Below are 19,276 nucleotides of genomic sequence, written 5' to 3' on the forward strand. Positions count from 1 at the left end.
ATTAACTATTTAAATATTTTACCTTTACCGCTTACAAAAATTACATGGAAAACATTCAAAATCATATTAAATTCTCTCGAAAGGATTCCACAAAATTCTTTAGAATCCTTAATAAAAGAGTAAACAGTTATTTTAAGGATAATAACATTAAAAAAACCGGAAACTGGAAACTGCATTTAAAGGCAGTAGTTATGTTTTCTTTGTTTTTAACCCCATACTTTTTAATTCTCACGCTTGATATTTCACAGTGGTGGATGTTGCTCCTTACCGTAGTAATGGGCGCCGGAATGGCAGGAGTAGGAATGAATATTATGCACGATGGTAACCACGGCTCTTATTCTTCTAAAAAATGGGTGAATAAATTTATGGGTGGCACAATTTACGTGCTTGCCGGCAATGTTTATAACTGGCAGGTACAACACAATGTTTTACACCATACTTACACCAATATTCACGGCCACGATGAAGATTTAGATGCCGGAAGAATTATTAGGTTTTCTGAACACGCTAAATGGTACAGTTTTCACCGTTTTCAGCATTATTATTCTGTATTTTTATATGGCCTTTTAACTTTCAACTGGGCTTTAACCACAGATTTTAAACAGACTAAAAATTATCTAAAGCGAAAACTTTCTTACGGAAAAATGCCAAATCCGGTAACGCAGTGGAGCATTATTGCGATCACAAAACTTATTTATGTTTCTATTTGGATCGTAATTCCAATGCTTATTTTATCAATTGCCTGGTGGAAAATATTAATAGGCTTTTTTGTAATGCATTATACGGCAGGATTAATTCTTAGTATTGTGTTTCAATTAGCCCACGTGGTTAAAGAAACCGAAATGCCTTTACCAGATGAAACCGGCTCTATGAAAAATACCTGGGCCATTCACCAGCTGTTTACTACGGTTAATTTTTCAACTAAAAACAGAATTGTAAACTGGTTTACCGGCGGATTAAACCACCAGGTAGAACACCATATTTTTCCGAATATTAGTCATATTCATTATACTAACATCGCTAAAATAGTAAAGGAAACTGCTGCAGAATGCAATCTTCCTTACCACGAATATAAAACCACACGCGCAGCAATAATTGCCCATTTTAAACATTTAAAACAAATGGGTGCGAAACCTGCAATTTCGTAAATTTTCTTAAGGGCCTGGTTCTTAAGATTGAGATTAGAAAAGTAAATTCGCATTCCAATTGTGAACCTTTTCCGGTCTCACTAAGTGAGTAATTAATTAGTAACCAATTAAAGAATGCAAGAACAATTATCCAACCGAATTAACAACTTAGCAACTTCCCAAACTTTGGCTATGGCTGCAAAAGCGCGTGAACTTAGAGCCGAAGGGAAAGACATTATCGGGTTAAGCCTGGGAGAACCAGATTTTAATACCCCAGATTTTATTAAAGAAGCCGCAATTCAGGCAATTAACGACAATTATAATTCTTATACGCCAGTAGATGGGTATGTGGAATTAAAAGATGCCATAATCAAGAAGTTTAAGCGAGACAACGATCTTACTTACGACCGTTCTCAAATTGTAGTTTCTACAGGTGCAAAGCAATCTTTGGCTAATGTGGCTATGGTTTTATTAAACCCGGGAGACGAAGTTATTTTACCCTGTCCTTACTGGGTGAGCTATGCAGAAATAGTAAAACTTGCTGAAGGTGTACCGGTAGAAGTTCCAACTTCGGTTGAAACCGATTTTAAAATGACTCCCGAGCAACTTGAAGCTGCAATTACTCCAAAAACCAAAATGATTTGGTACAGCTCTCCCTGCAATCCCAGCGGGATGGTTTACAGCAAAGAAGAATTAAGAGGTCTTGCCGATGTGCTTAAAAAATATCCCGATATTGTTATTGTAAGTGATGAAATTTACGAACACATTAATTTTGTAGGTGGGCACGCTTCTATGGCTCAGTTTGAAGATATGTACGATCGTGTAGTTACCGTAAACGGCGTTTCTAAAGCATTTGCAATGACCGGTTGGAGAATTGGTTATATAGGTGCACCCGCGTGGATTGCCCGTGCTACCAATAAAATGCAGGGCCAAATTACCAGTGGCGCTAACTGTATTGCCCAACGTGCAGTAATTACTGCCCTGGAAGCTCCCGTAAGCGAGATTAGCTATATGGTAGACACCTTTAAATCAAGGAGAAAACTTATTATAGATCTTTTAAACGGAATTGAAGGTTTTGTGACTACAGAACCCGAAGGAGCTTTTTATGTTTTCCCAAATGTGTCTCATTTCTTCGGAAAAACAATTAAAGGTCATAAGATTGAAAATGCTACAGATTTCTCCATGTTTTTACTGGAAGAAGCCCTTGTAGCCACCGTAACCGGTGATGCTTTTGGAAATCCAGATTGTATAAGAATTTCTTATGCTGCAAGTGAATCTCAAATTGAAGAAGCTATGAAGCGAATTAAGTCAGTTTTAGCTGAAGCATAGATTTTTCAGTTTATAAAATTATATTTTTCAAAATCCTGATGCGGTTTAAAAACCTATCAGGATTTTTTAATGATGTTTTTATTTTACCACATGTTAGATCCTGAAACAAGTTCAGGATGAAGCGTTTAAAAATTTTTAAAACAACAATTCTTATTTCCTGAAATCTAAATTAGGATTACCTATTCCTCCAGAAGAATGGGGTTAACAGGATTAGAACCGTAAAAAGTTCCAACCTTCCTATAAGCATTAAAAATGCGCACCACCATTTACCAATAGGTGGAAGAATATCAAAGTTATTTACCGGGCCAAGTGCACCAAAAGCAGGACCAACATTCCCAAGGGAAGAGGCTGCACCGCCAATGGCTGTTTCAAAATCTAATCCCAGTCCGCCAAGAACTACAGAGCCTATAATAAAAGAAAGCATATAAAGAATAAAGAAACCCAGGATATTGAAAGTCACTCCTTTTCCAATAGATTTTCCGTTAAATCGCACCGGAAGAATTGCGTTAGGATGTAAAGCTCGTTTAAATTCAATCCCGCCATTTCTAATCATTATAATATGCCTCATTACTTTTACTCCACCAGCGGTAGACCCTGCAGAACCACCCAAAAAGAACATCCCAAAAAAGAGAATAGTAAGAAATGGTGTCCACATAGTATAATCGGCTGAAACAAAACCGGTGGTGGTTATAATAGCTAAAACCTGAAAAAGTGCATGTCTAAAAGCACTCTCGGCTTCTCCCCAAACCATAGGATGATCTATTTGAGACAGAGTAACATCGGCTTCAAAATAAATAAATGCCGAAGCCACTACTGTGAAAATACCTATAAAATAGAAATACCATTTAAACTCATCGTCATGCAAAACTTTTTGAACCCTGCCTTTAAAACTATAATAACTTAAAACAAAATTGCTCCCTGCCAAAAACATAAAGAGCATAATGATGTATTGAATAATTGGCCTGTCATTCCAATAGGCCACGCTAATATTTTTGGTTGAAAAGCCACCGGTAGAAAGTGTGCTTAAAGAATGGTTTATTGCATCAAAAAAGCTCATTCCTGCTACTTTTAGCAAAATTGTTTCAGCAACCGTATAGCTCACATAGATTAACCAAAGACGCTTGGCGGTATCGGTAATCCTGGGTTTTAACTTATCGGCACTTGGGCCTGGAGCTTCAGCAGCAAATAGCTGCATTCCTCCTATTCCCAGTAAAGGTAGAATTGCAATGGCTAAAACTATAATTCCCATTCCTCCAATCCAGTGGGTTAAACTTCGCCAGAAAAGAATTCCTTTGGGAATAGATTCAATATCATTTAAAACCGAAGCTCCCGTGGTAGTATAACCAGACATTGTTTCAAAAAAAGCATCGGTAAAGGCAGGAATAGATTCGCTTAACACATAGGGTAGCGTGCCGCTTAAAGCCATAAAAATCCAACCAAAGGTTACAATTATGTAACCTTCACGTTTTTTTACTTCTTTACGGTGGCCCCGGGTTGTAAACATTAGAAGCACCCCTAGGAAAAGGGTGATAAAAGCGGCTGCCAGAATATGTACTGTTACCCCATCTTCATAAAACCAGCTCACTAAAACTGCCAAAAGCATAAAACCACCGTTACATAAAAGCAGCAGTCCCATAACGTGCAGGATAATCTGGTGATTAAGTCTTGGCATTAGAGAAAGAGTTTTTCAACCTTTTTAATAGATCTTGGCAAACAACACACTACAATACGATCTCCCCGGGTAATCGTAAAATCTCCCAGCGCGATAATCCCTTCGCCATCTCTTATAATTCCACCAATAATTGCCGACCGCGGGAAATCCAGATTCTTAATTTTCTTATTACAAACCTGCGAATTTGGTTTTACAATAAATTCAAGTAGTTCAGCATTCATGTTATTGATCTTGGTCATTGCCACTACTTCCCCTTTTCTCACATATCTAAAAATATTATTAGCGGCAAGAAGCTTTTTATTGATCAAGGTATCAATCCCAATGGAATGACTTAACTGGTAGTAATCCATATTCTCTACCAGAGAGATGGTTTTTTTCACACTCTTGGATTTCGCCACCAGGCAAGACATAATATTGGTTTCAGAATTACCGGTAACGGCGATAAAAGCATCCATATCGTGTACATTTTCTTCTTCCAGTAACTCTACGTTTCTACCATCGCCATGAATAATTAGCGCATTGGGAAGTTCATCGGCAAGATCGTAAGCTTTCTCTTTATCGCTCTCTACCAGTTTAACGTGAAAGTTATTTCTGCATAAATCTTTAGCGGTTTTTTTACCAATTTTACTTCCGCCTAAAATCATTACATTTTTAATAGAATGTTTGGTTTTACCAGTAAGTTTATAAAGGTTTTCTACCCCGCGTTTTAGCGTGATAAAATTTACCTGGTCTCCTTCTTTAAATTGCGTATCCCCACGGGGAATAAGCGTATATTGAGTCCCATACCGCTGAATGGCGATTGGTACAAAATTAAGATCTGGAAAAATATTGGCGGCTTCTTTTACCGTTTTGCCTACAAATAGCGCGTTTCGTGACAGGCTAAGACCTATCATGGTTAAAGCGCCATTTTCAAATTCATAGCTATCATTAAATGCTGACTGATTCAGGAGCAAAGCAATTTCTCTTGCTGCAAGGGCTTCAGGAGAAATTAATTCGTCTATCCCAAAACTGGTAAAACCAATTTCCTCTTTATTCTCAAGAAATTCGGTATTAGAAATACGGGCTATGGTTCTTTTGGCTCCCAATTGTTTAGCTAAAACACAACAGGTAATATTAGTAGCTTCGCTAGAAGTGACGCTTATAAGCATATCTACATGCTTAACCTGTGCATCTTTTAAAATTGAGATTGAAGTTGCATCTCCTTTTATTGTTCTAATATCTAAATGCGTATCAGCATAAGTGAGATTATCCCGGCTGGTATCAATAAGTGTGATATCCTGGGACTCAAAAGAAAGCAATTTTGCCAAATGAAAGCCGACTTCACCTGCTCCGGCAATAATTATCTTCATATAACAGCTTGAAATTGAAAAGAAGAACAAAGGTACAGTATTTTAGACAAACCAAAAACCAAAGCATCTATCAACAAATTCTAAAAGTTTCAACCTCAATTATTTCATATCGTGTATCTTTGACGCAAAATTGTTATTATGAGTAAAAAGGTTACTCCTTATCAGGATTCCGGTCTTAATAAGAAAAAACAGGTGGAACAAATGTTTGACAAAATATCTGGCAATTACGATGGTTTAAATCGGGTAATCTCTATGGGAACCGATGTTAAATGGCGTAAAAAGGTAATTGCACTGGTTAAAGCCCAGCAACCAAAAGCTGTTTTAGATATTGCTACGGGAACTGGAGACCTTGCCATACAAATGGCAGATATTAATGCTGAAAAAATTGTTGGCCTGGATCTTTCTGAAGGAATGCTAAAAGTAGGCCGAAAGAAAATTGCAGCCAAACAGTTAACTGATAAGATTGAAATGGTACAGGGAGACTCTGAAGCCTTACCCTTTGAAGATAACTCGTTTGATGCAATTACAGTTGCTTTTGGCGTTCGTAATTTTGAAAATTTAGAAAAAGGATTATCTGAAATTCAAAGGGTTCTAAAACCCGGCGGAATTTTTGTAGTTTTGGAGACTTCTGTCCCTACCAGATTTCCGTTCAAACAAGGTTATAAATTATACTCCGGCTATATGTTGCCCCTCATTGGGCGGGTATTTTCTAAAGACCGTGAAGCTTACTCCTACTTAAGTAAAAGTGCCGCTGCATTTCCTTATGGAGAAGCGTTCAACAATATTTTAAAGAAAACGGGGTTTATAAATGTAGAAGATAAACCACAAACTTTTGGGGTTGCAACCATTTATACTGCTTCAAAATAAAACTATGAAGAAACTTTTTGTTATTGCCCTTCTTTTTTGCGTTCAGTTTGGTTACGCGCAAATTTTTGGAGGAGATAAAATTATAAACAACGAGAACTTTGATAAGCAACGTTGGTCCTGGGGTTACTACCTGGGATTTAATACCTACGATTTTAAATTTAAATATAATGATGAAATAACCTCTAATGGTAATGATCTTATTATAGAAAAAACCATGGGTTTCAATGTTGGGCTCGTTGGGAATTTAAAATTGAATAATAACCTGGATTTACGCCTGGAACCTGGCGTTACATTTAACACCCGTAACTTCAGGCCTCCATATAGCCAGGATATAGAAGAGGTTAACTCTACTTATGTCCATATCCCATTACTATTAAAGTTTTCGGCCGATAGGCATAATAACTTCAAGCCTTTTGTAGTAGGAGGTTTATCTACTTCTATAAACCTCTCCAGTAATGAGAATAATCCAGATGTGGCTACGCGATTAAAAACCAACAATTATCATTATGAAGTGGGACTGGGAATAGACCTTTATCTCTATTATTTTAAATTCTCCCCCTCAATAAGAGGAGTTTTCACAATAAATAATGAAATGGTAGAAACCCAGTATCAGGTAGTTGATGCAATGCGCTCCCAGGCTGTATTCCTCAACTTTACCTTTCAATAAAATAGCTACATTAATTTGTAAAACTTTTTCGCTTAAATTCACTTAGAAGAATTGCAGTTGCGGTTGCCACGTTTAAGCTTTCAGTAACTTTAAGCTCACCAAAACGCGGGATGCTTATTTTTCTTTGAATTAATTCTTCAATTTCAGCTGAAATCCCATTGGCTTCATTTCCCATAACCAGGATTGCTTTTTCTACGGTTTCGCTTTTATAAATATTCTCCCCTTCCATAAAAGCACCATAAACCGGTAGTTCAGAATTTGTAAGGAAAGTTTTTAAATCGCAATAAATAATATTCACCCTCGCCAAAGATCCCATTGTAGCCTGTACCACTTTAGGATTATAACAATCTACAGAATCCTGGGAACAAACCAAATTGGTTATCCCAAACCAATCGCAAAGCCTTATGATGGTCCCCAAATTACCGGGATCGCGAATACCATCCAAAGCAAGCGTTAGACTTTCTTCGGGAACGATTTCTTCTTCCGGAATTTCAAATAAGGCCAATGCCGTTTGCGGGGTTTTTAAAAAACTTATTTTTTTAAGTTCCCGCTCATCAATTGTTTGGATTTCATCAGGTTTCAGTCCAAAATCCGCATCTAAAGTAAAGAGCCGGTTCAGCTTAAAATTAGAATTTATAAGCTCACTAATTGTTTTAAAACCTTCGGCTACAAAAAGTCCGTGTTTATAACGGTATTTTTTTTGTGCAAGACTGGTTATTAACTTAATTTGGCTTTTACTAACCATACAAAAAATGTAATTTTGATCTCTTAAAAATGTGTGTTTGAATCGGCATTTCGCAAAAATATCATTATTTTTTTTAAGCCTGCTTTTTTTAATTTCCTGTAATGCCGTTAAACGCGTAGAGGGTAATGATAAATTGCTCACTGAGAATGAAATTTTCGTTAACAACGAAAAGATCAAAGAAGCACGTATTTACAATCAACTTTACCAGGAGCCTAATACCAGTTTCCTGGGATTACCGCTAAGACTTCATTTTTATAATCTAGCCCGGCCAGATATTGATTCTATTTTAAGTGAGAAGTACCTTGAAAATGAAAGCAAAAAAAATACGCTGGTAGATATTCTTTCTTACAAGCAATTTGAGAAATTTCTGCATTCCCGAAAATCTTTTAACGAGTGGATAAAAAGAACCGGGGAAGAGCCTGTTATTGTAAGTGAAGAAGAAACCCGGAAATCGGTTAACCGGCTCAACTCCTGGTATTGGAACAATGGCTGGTTTAATGTAGAAACCGATTATGAAATAATTCCTTCAGAAAATAAAAAAAAACGCGCCCGTGTTGAATATGAAGTAACTACCGGAGAGGCCTATCACTTAGATTCCATTACCACTAATATTGCATCTAAAGTTATAGATTCTTTATACGAGCTTCATAAAAACGAATCTATAATTAAAGAAGGAACTCAATATAAAACCTTAGATATAAATGAAGAACGAGACCGTTTAACTTCACTTTTTAGAAATAACGGGGTTTATAATTTTGACCAGGAATATATAAGTTTTGATGCCGATACCATTAATACTGGCAAAAAAGTAAATACTACTTTAATTATAAAAAACCGATTTGCCTCAGAGGAAGACACCACATCCCGGGTGCCTTTTAAAATTCACGAAATTAGCAAGGTTAATATTTTTACCGATTATAAATACGCCAATAGAAATCAGCCGTTAACCGATAGTGTTACCACCGAGGAAGGATATACCCTTTATAGTTTTGACAAATTGCGCTATAAACCCGAAGCAATAACTGATGCTGTTTTTATAAGACCAGGAAACACTTATAGCGATATTTCCCGTTCCCGAACTTACAATCGTTTAAATTCTTTGCGGGTTTTTAAATATCCCAACGTACAATTCACCCCAGATCCTGCCGATTCTACCCGCACAGATTTGGTTGCCAATATTTTTCTAACTCCGCAGCCAAAATATTCTCTCGGTTTCGATTTTGATATTTCCCAAAGTAATATTCAAAAATTTGGTATTGGCGGCGGTGGCTCCCTCTTAATAAGAAATATATTTGGCGGCGCCGAGAATTTTGAAATTTCTGGACGTGGAAGTATAGGTTCGTCTACAGATGCTGCAATAAGCGGAAATGACGATCGGTTTTTTGATATTTCAGAAATTGGCGCCGATCTTAAACTCACTTTTCCCAGGATTTTCCTACCAATTAATACCGAAAAATTTATTCCTAAGTACATGCAACCCTTTACTTCGTTAAGTTTAGGAGTAAGCACACAAAACAATATTGGTTTAGATAAAAGAAACCTTTCGGGAATTATGAATTACCGGTGGAACCCTTCTCACCAGCTTTCTAACCGTGTAGATCTTTTAAACATTCAATATGTAAGAAATTTGAATATTGATAATTATTTCAATGTTTACAGAAACTCATATAACGATCTTAACGAGATTCTCCAGTCTGGTAGTATCGTTACAAATCCCGATTATTTAAATGAAGAAGGCTTGTTAAGCATCCCAACTGGGGCCGAGAGTTTTATTCGTGATGTTTCTAATAACACGGGAGGCACTACTGGTTTGAATGAAGATCAAGCTCAGTTAGTAAATAATATAGGTGAAAGAAAAACTCGGTTAACAGAGAACAACCTCATATTTGCTTCTAATTACACCTATTTATGGAACACAAAAAAGAATCTCTACGACCAGGAATTTACCCGCTTTAGGTTTAAAATTGAAACCGCAGGGAATGTACTTTCTGCAGTTTCTTCTTTAGCCGGTTTTGAGAAAAACGAGAATGGAAATTATGATGTATTAGGGGTAAACTTCTCTCAATATATTAAAACCGAACTCGATTTTATAAAGCATTGGGATATGGGGCAGAGTAATATACTGGCCTTTCGGGCTTTTGGCGGGGTTGCCATACCATATGGCAACGCCAACAGCATCCCGTTTGTAAGAAGTTTTTTCGGCGGCGGCCCCAACGATAACAGGGCGTGGCGTGCTTACGATCTTGGCCCCGGCAGTAGCGGCGGCCGTAACGAATTTAATGAAGCCAATATGAAATTGGCATTTAATATGGAATACCGCTACAACCTTTTTGGCTCCCTAAATTCGGCTGTTTTTGTAGATGTAGGTAATATATGGAATGTACTGGATATTGTTGAAGATGAAGATGCTACTTTTGAATCGTTTTCCGACCTTAAGAATATTGCAGTAGGCTCCGGTTTCGGACTTAGATACGATTTTAACTTTTTTGTTCTCAGGTTTGATATTGGCTTTAAAACCTACGACCCAGCCCAGCCAGACGATAAACGCTGGTTTAGAAATTACAACTTTAATAATGCTGTATATAATGTAGGGATCAATTATCCTTTCTAAGCCAACATATTTTCTTATTTTTGCTTTTCTAATTCAACTAAAATTATGAGTCACAACATTAAACCAGGCGTAGCCACAGGAAAAGAAGTACAGGAAATCTTTAATTATGCTAAGGAAAAGGGATTTGCCCTTCCGGCAGTAAACGTTATAGGTTCCAGTAGTGCAAATGCAGTAATGGAAACCGCCGCAGAACTAAATTCACCCGTAATTATTCAATTCTCTAATGGAGGTGCCCAGTTTAACGCTGGAAAAGGACTTTCTAACGATGGTGAAAAAGCCGCTGTTGCAGGTGCCGTTGCAGGTGCAAAGCATATTCACGAACTTGCTGAAGCCTACGGTGCTGTAGTAATTCTACATACAGACCATTGTGCAAAAAAATTGCTTCCCTGGATAGACGGAATGCTAGACGCCAGTGAAAAACATTTTGAGCAATTTGGGAAACCTCTTTACAGCTCGCATATGATAGATCTTTCTGAAGAATCTCTTGAAGAAAACATTGAAATCTGCAAGAAGTATCTTGAAAGAATGAGCAAAATGGGCATGACCCTTGAAATTGAACTTGGCGTTACAGGTGGTGAAGAAGATGGTGTAGATAATACCGATATTGATTCTTCTAAACTATACACCCAACCAGAAGAAGTTGCTTACGCTTACGAAGAATTAAGCAAAGTTAGTGACCAGTTCACTATCGCTGCCGCTTTTGGTAACGTACACGGAGTTTATAAGCCAGGTAACGTAAAACTTACCCCGGTAATTCTTAAAAACTCTCAGGAACACATCACTAAAAAATACGGTGTAGAAGAAAATCATATAGATTTTGTATTCCACGGGGGTAGTGGTTCTACTGTTGAAGAAATTCGCGAAGGAATTAGCTACGGAGTAATTAAGATGAATATCGACACCGATCTTCAATACGCTTACCTTGAAGGTATTCGTGATTACATGGGAGAAAAGAAAGATTATCTTGCTGCGCAAATTGGTAATCCTGAAGGAAGCGATGTACCTAACAAGAAATATTACGATCCAAGAAAATGGTTACGTGAAGGAGAAATTACTTTCAAAACCCGACTTAAAAAGGCTTTTGAAGATCTTAACAACGTAAATACTTTATAAATCTAATTTTATAACAGCTGGAATTTTTTAGAATTCCGGCTGTTTTTATTTTAAGTAAAACTTTCGGTTTATCCCTATATAAATAAACTGAAACCTGAAACCTGAAAATAAATGGCTTGGTTTAAAAGAACACAAAAAGGAATTCAAACCCCAACAGAACACAAGAAAGATGTTCCAAAGGGACTTTGGTACAAATCACCAACCGGCAAGATTGTAGATGCAGAGCAGCTGGAAAGCAATTTTTATGTGAGTCCGGAAGATGGCTATCACGTAAGAATTGGAAGTAAAGAATATTTCAAAATCCTTTTTGATGATAATGAATTCAAAGAATTGGATAAAGATATTACATCTAAAGATCCTTTGAATTTTAAGGATACCAAAAAATACACCGATCGTTTAAAAGCAGCCCAGGAAAAAACCGATCTTAAAGACGCAGTACGTACTGCAGTTGGAAAATCTAAAGAAAGAGAATTGGTAATTGCCTGTATGGATTTTAGATTTATTGGTGGTTCAATGGGATCTGTAGTAGGTGAAAAAATTGCCCGTGCTGCAGATTATGCGTTAAAAAACCAACTCCCTTTAATGGTGATTTCTAAATCTGGTGGTGCAAGAATGCAGGAAGCAGCTTTATCTTTAATGCAGTTGGCAAAAACTTCGGTTAAATTAGCCCAGCTTGCCGATGCACGTCTTCCTTATATTTCTTTAGCCACAGATCCTACAACTGGAGGTACCACGGCTTCTTTTGCAATGTTAGGTGATATTAATATTTCTGAACCCGGCGCGTTAATTGGATTTGCAGGGCCACGTGTAGTAAAAGACACTACCGGAAAAGACCTGCCAAAAGATTTCCAAACTTCAGAATTTCTTAAGGAAAAAGGCTTTTTAGATTTCATTACCCACCGGTCTGAGCTTAAGAATAAAGTAAACCTATATTTGGATCTTATTCAAAATCAACCGGTAAGAGCTTAAAATAAAATAGAAAAAGATATTCTATAAATAGGTAATTATTTAGAAAGTAGTATCTTTGCCGCCTGACGGAAAAACTGTCAATACATAAAAATCATTAAAATTAATATTGGAATGTATTTAGCCAAAGAAAGAAAAGAAGAAATTTTTGAGAAGCACGGAAAAAGCAAAACCGACACCGGTTCTGCTGAAGGACAAATTGCTTTGTTCACTTACCGAATCTCTCACCTTTCTGATCACTTAAAAAAGAATCGTAAAGACTATAACTCAGAGCGTTCTTTGGTAAGACTGGTTGGTAAAAGAAGGAGCTTGCTTGATTACTTAATGAAGAAAGATATTATGAGATATCGTGCTATCGTTAAAGAATTAGGATTAAGAAAATAAATTTCAAAAGGGGGCTTTACGCCCCCTTTTTTTATATAATAGTAATTTGTAAATTACTTGGGGCTAATTCTATTAAATTAAATAGAAACAAGTCCTGAAATATTTTAAAACTCGATTATCGAGTAAAATTGTCGCTCAACGAGAGTAGTTTTTCATTGGTCTACACAACACACAACAACACAACTCCCGGCCGCCCGGTATTATAGGCGGAGACCATTGTATAACAAGATCTGGTGAAGTTATTCAGATCATTAGAAGAATTCAAAATTATTATGATTCCACAAACATTTAAAGAGGTTATCGATTTAGGAGATGGAAGAGAAATCTCTATCGAAACCGGAAAATTAGCAAAACAGGCCCACGGGTCGGTTGTTGTTCAAATGGGCAACGCCATGTTGCTTTGTACTGTAGTATCTTCTTACAAAGAAAGTACTATGGATTTCTTTCCATTAACTGTAGATTACAGGGAAAAATTTGCTGCCGCAGGTCGTTACCCGGGCGGTTTCTTTAAAAGAGAAGCAAGACCAAGTGACGGTGAAGTTTTAACAATGAGAATTGTAGACCGCGTTTTGCGCCCACTTTTCCCATCAGATTATAGAACTGAGACTCAGGTAATGATCCAGTTGATGTCTCACGACGAAGAAGTTATGCCAGATGCTTTGGCAGGACTTGCTGCTTCGGCCGCTATTCAGCTTTCAGACATTCCTTTTGAAACCGCTATTTCTGAAGCTCGTGTAGCCAGGATTAACGGTGAATTTGTGATTAATCCAAGCCGTAGCCAGTTACTAGAATCAGACATCGATATGATTATTGGTGCTTCTTCAGATTCTGTAATGATGGTTGAAGGTGAGATGAAAGAAATTTCAGAAGAAGAAATGGCCGAGGCTATTCAATTCGCTCACGAACACATTAAAAAACAAATAGACGCTCAATTGCGTTTAGCTGAAGCTTTTGGTAAAAAACCGGTTAGGGAATATGCCACTGCTGAAGAGAAAGAAGATATAGAGAAAAAAGTTCGCGATGCGGCTTACGATAAAATTTACGAGATTGCTAAAGGTGGTCACGGTAAAAAAGAACGTAGCGAAGCTTTTTCTGCAGTGAAAGATGAAGTTTTAGCTTTATTTTCTGAAGAGGAATTGGAAGAAAATGAAAAGCTGATCAAAAAATATTATAGCAAAACTGAAAAAGAAGCGGTAAGAGAACTTACTCTTGCTGAAGGTATTCGTCTTGACGGTAGAAAAACCGACGAAATTAGACCTATCTGGTGTGAAACCGATTATTTACCATCGGTACACGGTTCAGCTATCTTTACTCGTGGGGAAACTCAGGCTTTGGCAACTGTTACTTTGGGTACTTCCAGAGAAGCAAACACCATAGATATGCCAACTCACCAGGGCGAAGAAACTTTCTACCTGCATTATAACTTCCCTCCATTTTGTACTGGAGAAGCTTACCCGATTAGAGGTACTTCAAGACGTGAAATAGGACACGGAAACCTTGCACAACGTGCATTAAAAGGAATGATTCCTGAAAACAATCCTTACACTGTAAGAATAGTTTCTGAAGTTTTGGAATCTAACGGTTCGTCTTCTATGGCAACGGTTTGCGCCGGAACTATGGCAATGATGGATGCCGGGGTTAAAATGAAGAAACCGGTTTCTGGTATCGCTATGGGATTAATTTCTGATGGTGAGCGTCACGCTGTACTTTCAGACATTCTTGGAGATGAAGATCACCTTGGTGATATGGACTTTAAAGTAACCGGAACGGCTGACGGGATTACCGCTTGCCAAATGGATATTAAAGTAAAAGGATTGCCTTACGAGATTTTAGTAAAAGCGCTAAAACAAGCTCGTGCGGGAAGACTTCATATTCTAGAAAAACTGACTGATACCATTGCTGAGCCAAACGAAAATGTTAAAGCTCACGCTCCAAAAATCATTACCAGAAGAATTCCTAACGAATTTATTGGTGCAATGATTGGGCCTGGAGGAAAAGTAATTCAGGAACTTCAAAAAACTACAGGAACTGAGATCGTAATTAACGAAGACCCCGTAACCGAAGAAGGTATTATTGAAATCCTTGGAACAAGTCAGGAAGGAATTGATAAAGTTCTTGCTAAAATAGACTCGGTAACTTTTAAGCCGGAAAAAGGCAGTGTTTACGAAGTAAAAGTTATCAAAGTTCTTGACTTTGGTGCTGTAGTAGAATATCTTGATGCTCCTGGCAACGAGGTTTTACTTCACATATCTGAACTGGCGTGGGAACGTACCGATAATGTTACCGATATTGTAAATCTTGGTGATGTAATAGATGTAAAATACTTTGGTGTAGACCCTAAAACCCGTAAGGAAAAAGTTTCAAGAAAAGCTTTACTTGAAAAACCTGAAGGTTACCAGGCAAGACCACCAAGAGACAACGATCGTAACGACAGAGGTCGTGACAACCGTGGTTCTCGAGACAATCGTGGCCGTGATGATCGCAGAGGCAGGGACAATAAAGATCGTAGAAATAACGATTAATTAGTCTTAAGCTTTATAAACTAAAATCCCCGGAAATTTATTTTCGGGGATTTTTTTATGCAGTTTATTAGGAGTCTTTTTAAACGTCAAGCTGAACTTGTTTCAGCTTTTAATCGTCATCCTGAATTTATTTCAGGATCTAATTAGTTTCAAAATAATCATGTTAGATCCTGAAACCATCCCGAAGCTTCGGGACAGAATGACTAAAAAAGAATATTTCTGAAATTCTTATTTTGAATATTTTTCCAAATATTTTTTGCGTTAGGGATTGCAGCGTAAAGCCCACAGCGAGTGGAACGAGCGAGGACTTGCAGCGTAAAGCCCGACCCGTAGGGTAACGCCCAAATAAAATTAATTAAGGTTTTTTGTAACATTTCGACTACTCCTTGCGTATAAACTAGTACAAGAGCTATTCATAATTAAAATCCAAGGAGACGATAGATGAGACAACTTAAGATTACGAAGCAGGTAACAAACCGTGAGACTGCTTCGTTAGACAAGTATTTGCAAGAAATTGGTAAAGTTGATCTAATTACTGCCGATGAAGAGGTAGAATTAGCACAACGAATTAAAGCGGGTGATGACCGCGCTTTAGAAAAATTAACTAAAGCGAATTTACGTTTTGTGGTGTCGGTAGCAAAACAATATCAAAATCAGGGGTTAACCCTACCCGACCTTATTAATGAAGGAAATTTAGGATTAATTAAAGCTGCGAAACGTTTTGATGAAACGCGTGGTTTTAAATTTATCTCCTATGCAGTATGGTGGATTCGCCAGTCTATTCTTCAGGCACTGGCCGAGCAGTCGCGTATTGTTCGTTTACCATTGAATAAAATTGGATCTATTAACAAGATCAACAAAACTTTTGCTTTCTTAGAACAATCTCATGAGCGCCCTCCAAGTGCTGAAGAAATAGCGAAAGAGCTGGACATGACAATTAATGATGTAAAGGAATCTATGAAGAATTCTGGCCGTCACGTCTCTATGGATGCTCCTTTGGTAGAAGGTGAAGATTCTAACCTTTACGATGTATTACGTTCCGGGGAATCTCCAAATCCTGATAAAGAACTTTTACACGAATCTTTAAGAACCGAGATTGAGCGTGCTTTAGAAACCTTAACTCCGCGTGAAGCAGATGTTATTCGTTTGTATTTTGGTCTTGGAGACCAGCATCCAATGACGCTTGAAGAAATTGGAGAAACTTTTGATCTAACAAGAGAAAGAGTTAGACAGATTAAAGAAAAAGCGATTAGAAGATTGAAACATACTTCTAGAAGCAAGATCCTGAAAACTTATTTAGGATAAGATATTTAAGATGACAACAGTTAATGCCGGCGACGGCCGGCTAACATAACTGTTCGTTTTTTGATTGATGAATGACCCCGGCGTGATGAACCGGGGTTTTTTTATGTCCATTTTATTCTTTTTAAAATATTAGTCGGTCGAAAAATAATTAACACAAGCTAATCTTTTGTTAATCAATCACTCTTCTCTTTAATACATTTTCAATTTCTAATATCTTATCCTTTCTTTTAAAAAGATTGAGGATATGAAAGAGGGAAGTAAAATTTTAATTGTGGGTGCTTCAGGATCTCTGGGTACAGAAATTATACATTTACTAACAGAGGAAGGGAAAGAAATACGGGCATTAACCCGCTCTGATAAAGGCATTTCAAAACTTTCAAAGTATACCGATGATGTGTGGAAAGGTGATGCAGCTAAAGACCAGGAAGGGATTAGAGGTATCACAAAAAATATTACCACAGTAATTTCTGCACTGGGAAAAAGTGTGAGTCTTTTTACACCTTCCGAAGAATCTTTTATGGAAAGTGATTTTAGAGCAAATAGAAACCTCCTGAAAGATGCTGTTAAAAACGGGGTGAAGCGTTTTATATATGTATCTATTATGGGCGCAGATTCTTCTAAAGATTTTAGCATAGCCCGCGCCCATAAAATGTTTGAAAAAGAATTAAAAAATTCGGGGATAGCCTATACAATTGTAAGATCGGTAGGCTTCTATTCGGGCTTAAACGATCTTGCTATAATGGCCAAACGTAAAGTAATTCCTTTACTTGGCTCGGGAGAAGCAAAAACTAACAGTATTCATCATAAAGATCTCGCTAAAGTCGTGGTTTCATTTATTAACAATGGTCCCAAAATCGCAAAAGTAGGTGGTCCAAATGTTCATACCAGGCGTGAAATGGCCGAAATGATAAAAGAAATTGTTGGCGGAGAAATAATTGAAATCCCCGAACCTGTGGCTAAAATAAGTGCCAGCCTGGGATTGCCAAAAATCTTCAGTGAAGGAATTAATGATAAACTGGATTATTTTACCTTTATTACTACTAACGATATGATTGGGGAATCTAATGGAAAAATTTCCTTTCGCGAGTATCTTGGAAATCTTGACCTTAAAAAAATCACTTAATGTCTTTAAACTACGATGCTATTATAATTGGAAGCGGCTCTAATGGAATTTCAGCCGCGATATATTTGCAACAAAAAGAACTTAAAACTGCCATTTTTGAACAGGCAGCTACTCCCGGTGGCTCTACAAGAACTCAGGAATTAACCTTACCGGGATTTAAACACGATGTAGGTTCGGCCATATTACCAATGGGATTTGGCTCTCCCTTTTTAAGAAGTTTACCCCTTGAAGAACACGGCCTGGAATGGATATTCCCCGAAATCCCATACGCTCATCCATTTGCAGATGGCACTGCCCACGCCTGTTATACCGATATAAAAAAAACAGCAGCTCAACTGGGCGAGGACGAATCTTCATATGTTAACTTATTTGAACCCCTGGTAAAAGACTGGGGAAAATTAGAGAACGATCTTTTAGGGCCTTTGGGAATTCCACAACATCCATTAGATTTTATAAAATTTGGCTTAAAAGCCCTGCCCTCGGCTAAATTACTGGCCAGGCATTATTTTAAAAATGAAAAATCAAGGGTGTTTTTTTACGGCTCTGCGGCACATTCAACCTTACCGCTAAATAGCCTCGCTTCGGCATCATTTGGGCTTGTATTAAGTACCATGGCGCATAAATATAACTGGCCATTTCCAAAAGGCGGGGCGCAAAACTTTATAAATAGTATGTTGAGTTACTATACTTCTATTGGCGGCGAATTACACCTTGAAAAGAATATAACTCAGCTGGATGAACTTCCGGAATCGAAAACTTATTTATTCGATTTAACCCCGAAGCAATTATTAAAAATAAAAGGAACAGATTTTTCCAGTATTTATAGAAAAAGAATGGATTCTTTTAAATATGGCGCCGGAGTTTTTAAAGTAGATTGGGCGCTAAGCAAACCCATTCCATTTATCAATGAGAAATGCCGGAAAGCGGGAACGGTACATATTGGATTTTCAGAAGAAGAAATGGAGAATTCAGAGCAAAGTATACATCAGGAAAATATGACGCAAACTCCTTATGTACTGGTTGCGCAGCATAGCATTTTTGATAATACGCGAGCTCCGGAAGGTCAACATACGGCCTGGGCATATTGCCACGTTCCGAATGGTAATACCGAAGATTTTACAAAGATAATTGAAGATCAAATAGAGCGCGCCGCTCCCGGGTTTAAAGACTGTATTTTAAAAAAATCTACTATGAACTCGGTGCAATTGCACGCTTTTAACCCTAATATAATTGGTGGTGATATTAATGGCGGAAAACAAGATATCACCCAGCTTTTTACCCGGCCTATTACAAAAATATCGCCCTACTCCACTCCTAATCCTAAGGTCTATATTTGTTCTTCCTCTACACCGCCAGGTGGTGGCGTACATGGAATGTGCGGTTATAACGCAGCCCGTAAAGTAGAAAAAGATCATTTTCAGTAATTTAGAGTTTACTGACTTCACACCGGTTTTTATATTTTTTTAAATAAATTTTCACGGTATAGAATTTCAACA

The 19,276-nt window shown here is 37.5% G+C and carries 15 protein-coding genes; 12 read left to right on the forward strand and 3 right to left on the reverse strand.

Annotated elements, in window-relative coordinates; all coding sequences use genetic code 11:
• Positions 1-44 precede the first annotated feature (44 nt).
• Both J0871_RS00160 and J0871_RS00165 read left to right on the forward strand, forming a co-directional pair.
• The gene (locus J0871_RS00160) at positions 45-1,148 is read left to right on the forward strand and encodes an acyl-CoA desaturase (RefSeq protein WP_208222683.1); all 1,104 of its coding nucleotides are present in this window, start codon (positions 45-47) and stop codon (positions 1,146-1,148) included.
• A gap of 114 nt (positions 1,149-1,262) precedes the next feature.
• Entirely contained in the window at positions 1,263-2,456 is a 1,194-nt protein-coding gene (locus J0871_RS00165) for a pyridoxal phosphate-dependent aminotransferase (protein WP_208222684.1), read from the forward strand.
• 175 nt (positions 2,457-2,631) lie between these two features.
• On the opposite strand, the gene J0871_RS00170 is transcribed toward J0871_RS00165, so the two are convergent.
• Positions 2,632-4,128, reverse strand: coding sequence for a potassium transporter TrkG (locus J0871_RS00170; protein ID WP_208222685.1), 1,497 nt, complete (start codon positions 4,126-4,128; stop codon positions 2,632-2,634).
• Positions 4,128-5,477, reverse strand: a complete 1,350-nt coding sequence (trkA, locus tag J0871_RS00175; RefSeq protein WP_075324672.1) for a Trk system potassium transporter TrkA — start codon at positions 5,475-5,477, stop codon at positions 4,128-4,130. The genes J0871_RS00170 and trkA overlap by 1 nt, the downstream gene beginning before the upstream one ends.
• Positions 5,478-5,615: 138 nt before the next feature.
• Here trkA and ubiE point away from each other — a divergent pair, with 138 nt between their 5' ends.
• Together ubiE and J0871_RS00185 are read left to right on the forward strand one after the other, a co-directional pair.
• Positions 5,616-6,344, forward strand: coding sequence for a bifunctional demethylmenaquinone methyltransferase/2-methoxy-6-polyprenyl-1,4-benzoquinol methylase UbiE (ubiE, locus tag J0871_RS00180; protein WP_075324673.1), 729 nt, complete (start codon positions 5,616-5,618; stop codon positions 6,342-6,344).
• 4 nt (positions 6,345-6,348) lie between these two features.
• Positions 6,349-7,011, forward strand: a complete 663-nt coding sequence (locus J0871_RS00185; protein ID WP_075324674.1) for a porin family protein — start codon at positions 6,349-6,351, stop codon at positions 7,009-7,011.
• 10 nt (positions 7,012-7,021) lie between these two features.
• Here J0871_RS00185 and J0871_RS00190 read toward each other — a convergent pair whose 3' ends face one another.
• The gene (locus tag J0871_RS00190; RefSeq protein WP_208222686.1) at positions 7,022-7,756 is read right to left on the reverse strand and encodes an RNA methyltransferase; all 735 of its coding nucleotides are present in this window, start codon (positions 7,754-7,756) and stop codon (positions 7,022-7,024) included.
• Between the two features lie 37 nt (positions 7,757-7,793).
• Here J0871_RS00190 and J0871_RS00195 point away from each other — a divergent pair, with 37 nt between their 5' ends.
• The 8 genes from J0871_RS00195 (at position 7,794) to J0871_RS00230 (ending at position 19,204) form a co-directional block, all read left to right on the forward strand.
• Positions 7,794-10,367 carry a BamA/TamA family outer membrane protein gene (locus J0871_RS00195; RefSeq protein ID WP_208222687.1) on the forward strand — a complete coding sequence of 858 codons (2,574 nt, stop codon included), beginning with the start codon at positions 7,794-7,796 and terminating at the stop codon, positions 10,365-10,367.
• A 45-nt stretch (positions 10,368-10,412) separates the two neighbouring features.
• Positions 10,413-11,480: a class II fructose-bisphosphate aldolase gene (fbaA, locus tag J0871_RS00200; RefSeq protein ID WP_093304045.1), complete on the forward strand. Its 1,068-nt coding sequence runs from the start codon at positions 10,413-10,415 to the stop codon at positions 11,478-11,480.
• 111 nt (positions 11,481-11,591) lie between these two features.
• On the forward strand, positions 11,592-12,449 hold the full coding sequence (gene accD / locus J0871_RS00205) for an acetyl-CoA carboxylase, carboxyltransferase subunit beta (RefSeq protein WP_208222688.1): 858 nt from the start codon (positions 11,592-11,594) through the stop codon (positions 12,447-12,449).
• Between the two features lie 111 nt (positions 12,450-12,560).
• Positions 12,561-12,830, forward strand: coding sequence for a 30S ribosomal protein S15 (rpsO, locus tag J0871_RS00210; protein WP_057480454.1), 270 nt, complete (start codon positions 12,561-12,563; stop codon positions 12,828-12,830).
• Positions 12,831-13,102: 272 nt separating this feature from the next.
• Positions 13,103-15,352 carry a polyribonucleotide nucleotidyltransferase gene (locus tag J0871_RS00215; protein ID WP_208222689.1) on the forward strand — a complete coding sequence of 750 codons (2,250 nt, stop codon included), beginning with the start codon at positions 13,103-13,105 and terminating at the stop codon, positions 15,350-15,352.
• A gap of 441 nt (positions 15,353-15,793) precedes the next feature.
• Complete coding sequence (locus tag J0871_RS00220) at positions 15,794-16,657, forward strand: sigma-70 family RNA polymerase sigma factor (RefSeq protein WP_011708302.1); 864 nt, start codon at positions 15,794-15,796, stop codon at positions 16,655-16,657.
• Between the two features lie 244 nt (positions 16,658-16,901).
• Positions 16,902-17,780 (forward strand): NAD(P)H-binding protein, encoded by an 879-nt coding sequence (locus J0871_RS00225; protein WP_208222690.1) that lies wholly within the window; start codon positions 16,902-16,904, stop codon positions 17,778-17,780.
• The gene (locus J0871_RS00230; RefSeq protein WP_208222691.1) at positions 17,780-19,204 is read left to right on the forward strand and encodes an NAD(P)/FAD-dependent oxidoreductase; all 1,425 of its coding nucleotides are present in this window, start codon (positions 17,780-17,782) and stop codon (positions 19,202-19,204) included. Before J0871_RS00225 ends, J0871_RS00230 begins: the two co-directional genes overlap by 1 nt.
• The last annotated feature ends 72 nt before the right edge of the window (positions 19,205-19,276 follow it).

The organism is Salegentibacter sp. BDJ18 (genome assembly GCF_017579965.1).
GTDB lineage: Bacteria > Bacteroidota > Bacteroidia > Flavobacteriales > Flavobacteriaceae > Salegentibacter.

What these genes read in the sequence shown, in the direction of transcription:
- accD (WP_208222688.1), top strand. Translation starts at nt 11,592, where the DNA reads ATGGCTTGGTTTAAAAGAACACAAAAAGGAATTCAAACCCCAACAGAA.
- rpsO (WP_057480454.1), top strand. Translation starts at nt 12,561, where the DNA reads ATGTATTTAGCCAAAGAAAGAAAAGAAGAAATTTTTGAGAAGCACGGA.
- J0871_RS00165 (WP_208222684.1), top strand. Translation starts at nt 1,263, where the DNA reads ATGCAAGAACAATTATCCAACCGAATTAACAACTTAGCAACTTCCCAA.
- J0871_RS00170 (WP_208222685.1), bottom strand. Translation starts at nt 4,128, where the DNA reads ATGCCAAGACTTAATCACCAGATTATCCTGCACGTTATGGGACTGCTG.
- J0871_RS00225 (WP_208222690.1), top strand. Translation starts at nt 16,902, where the DNA reads ATGAAAGAGGGAAGTAAAATTTTAATTGTGGGTGCTTCAGGATCTCTG.
- J0871_RS00230 (WP_208222691.1), top strand. Translation starts at nt 17,780, where the DNA reads ATGTCTTTAAACTACGATGCTATTATAATTGGAAGCGGCTCTAATGGA.
- ubiE (WP_075324673.1), top strand. Translation starts at nt 5,616, where the DNA reads ATGAGTAAAAAGGTTACTCCTTATCAGGATTCCGGTCTTAATAAGAAA.
- J0871_RS00215 (WP_208222689.1), top strand. Translation starts at nt 13,103, where the DNA reads ATGATTCCACAAACATTTAAAGAGGTTATCGATTTAGGAGATGGAAGA.
- J0871_RS00185 (WP_075324674.1), top strand. Translation starts at nt 6,349, where the DNA reads ATGAAGAAACTTTTTGTTATTGCCCTTCTTTTTTGCGTTCAGTTTGGT.
- J0871_RS00160 (WP_208222683.1), top strand. Translation starts at nt 45, where the DNA reads ATGGAAAACATTCAAAATCATATTAAATTCTCTCGAAAGGATTCCACA.
- J0871_RS00190 (WP_208222686.1), bottom strand. Translation starts at nt 7,756, where the DNA reads ATGGTTAGTAAAAGCCAAATTAAGTTAATAACCAGTCTTGCACAAAAA.
- J0871_RS00220 (WP_011708302.1), top strand. Translation starts at nt 15,794, where the DNA reads ATGAGACAACTTAAGATTACGAAGCAGGTAACAAACCGTGAGACTGCT.
- trkA (WP_075324672.1), bottom strand. Translation starts at nt 5,477, where the DNA reads ATGAAGATAATTATTGCCGGAGCAGGTGAAGTCGGCTTTCATTTGGCA.
- fbaA (WP_093304045.1), top strand. Translation starts at nt 10,413, where the DNA reads ATGAGTCACAACATTAAACCAGGCGTAGCCACAGGAAAAGAAGTACAG.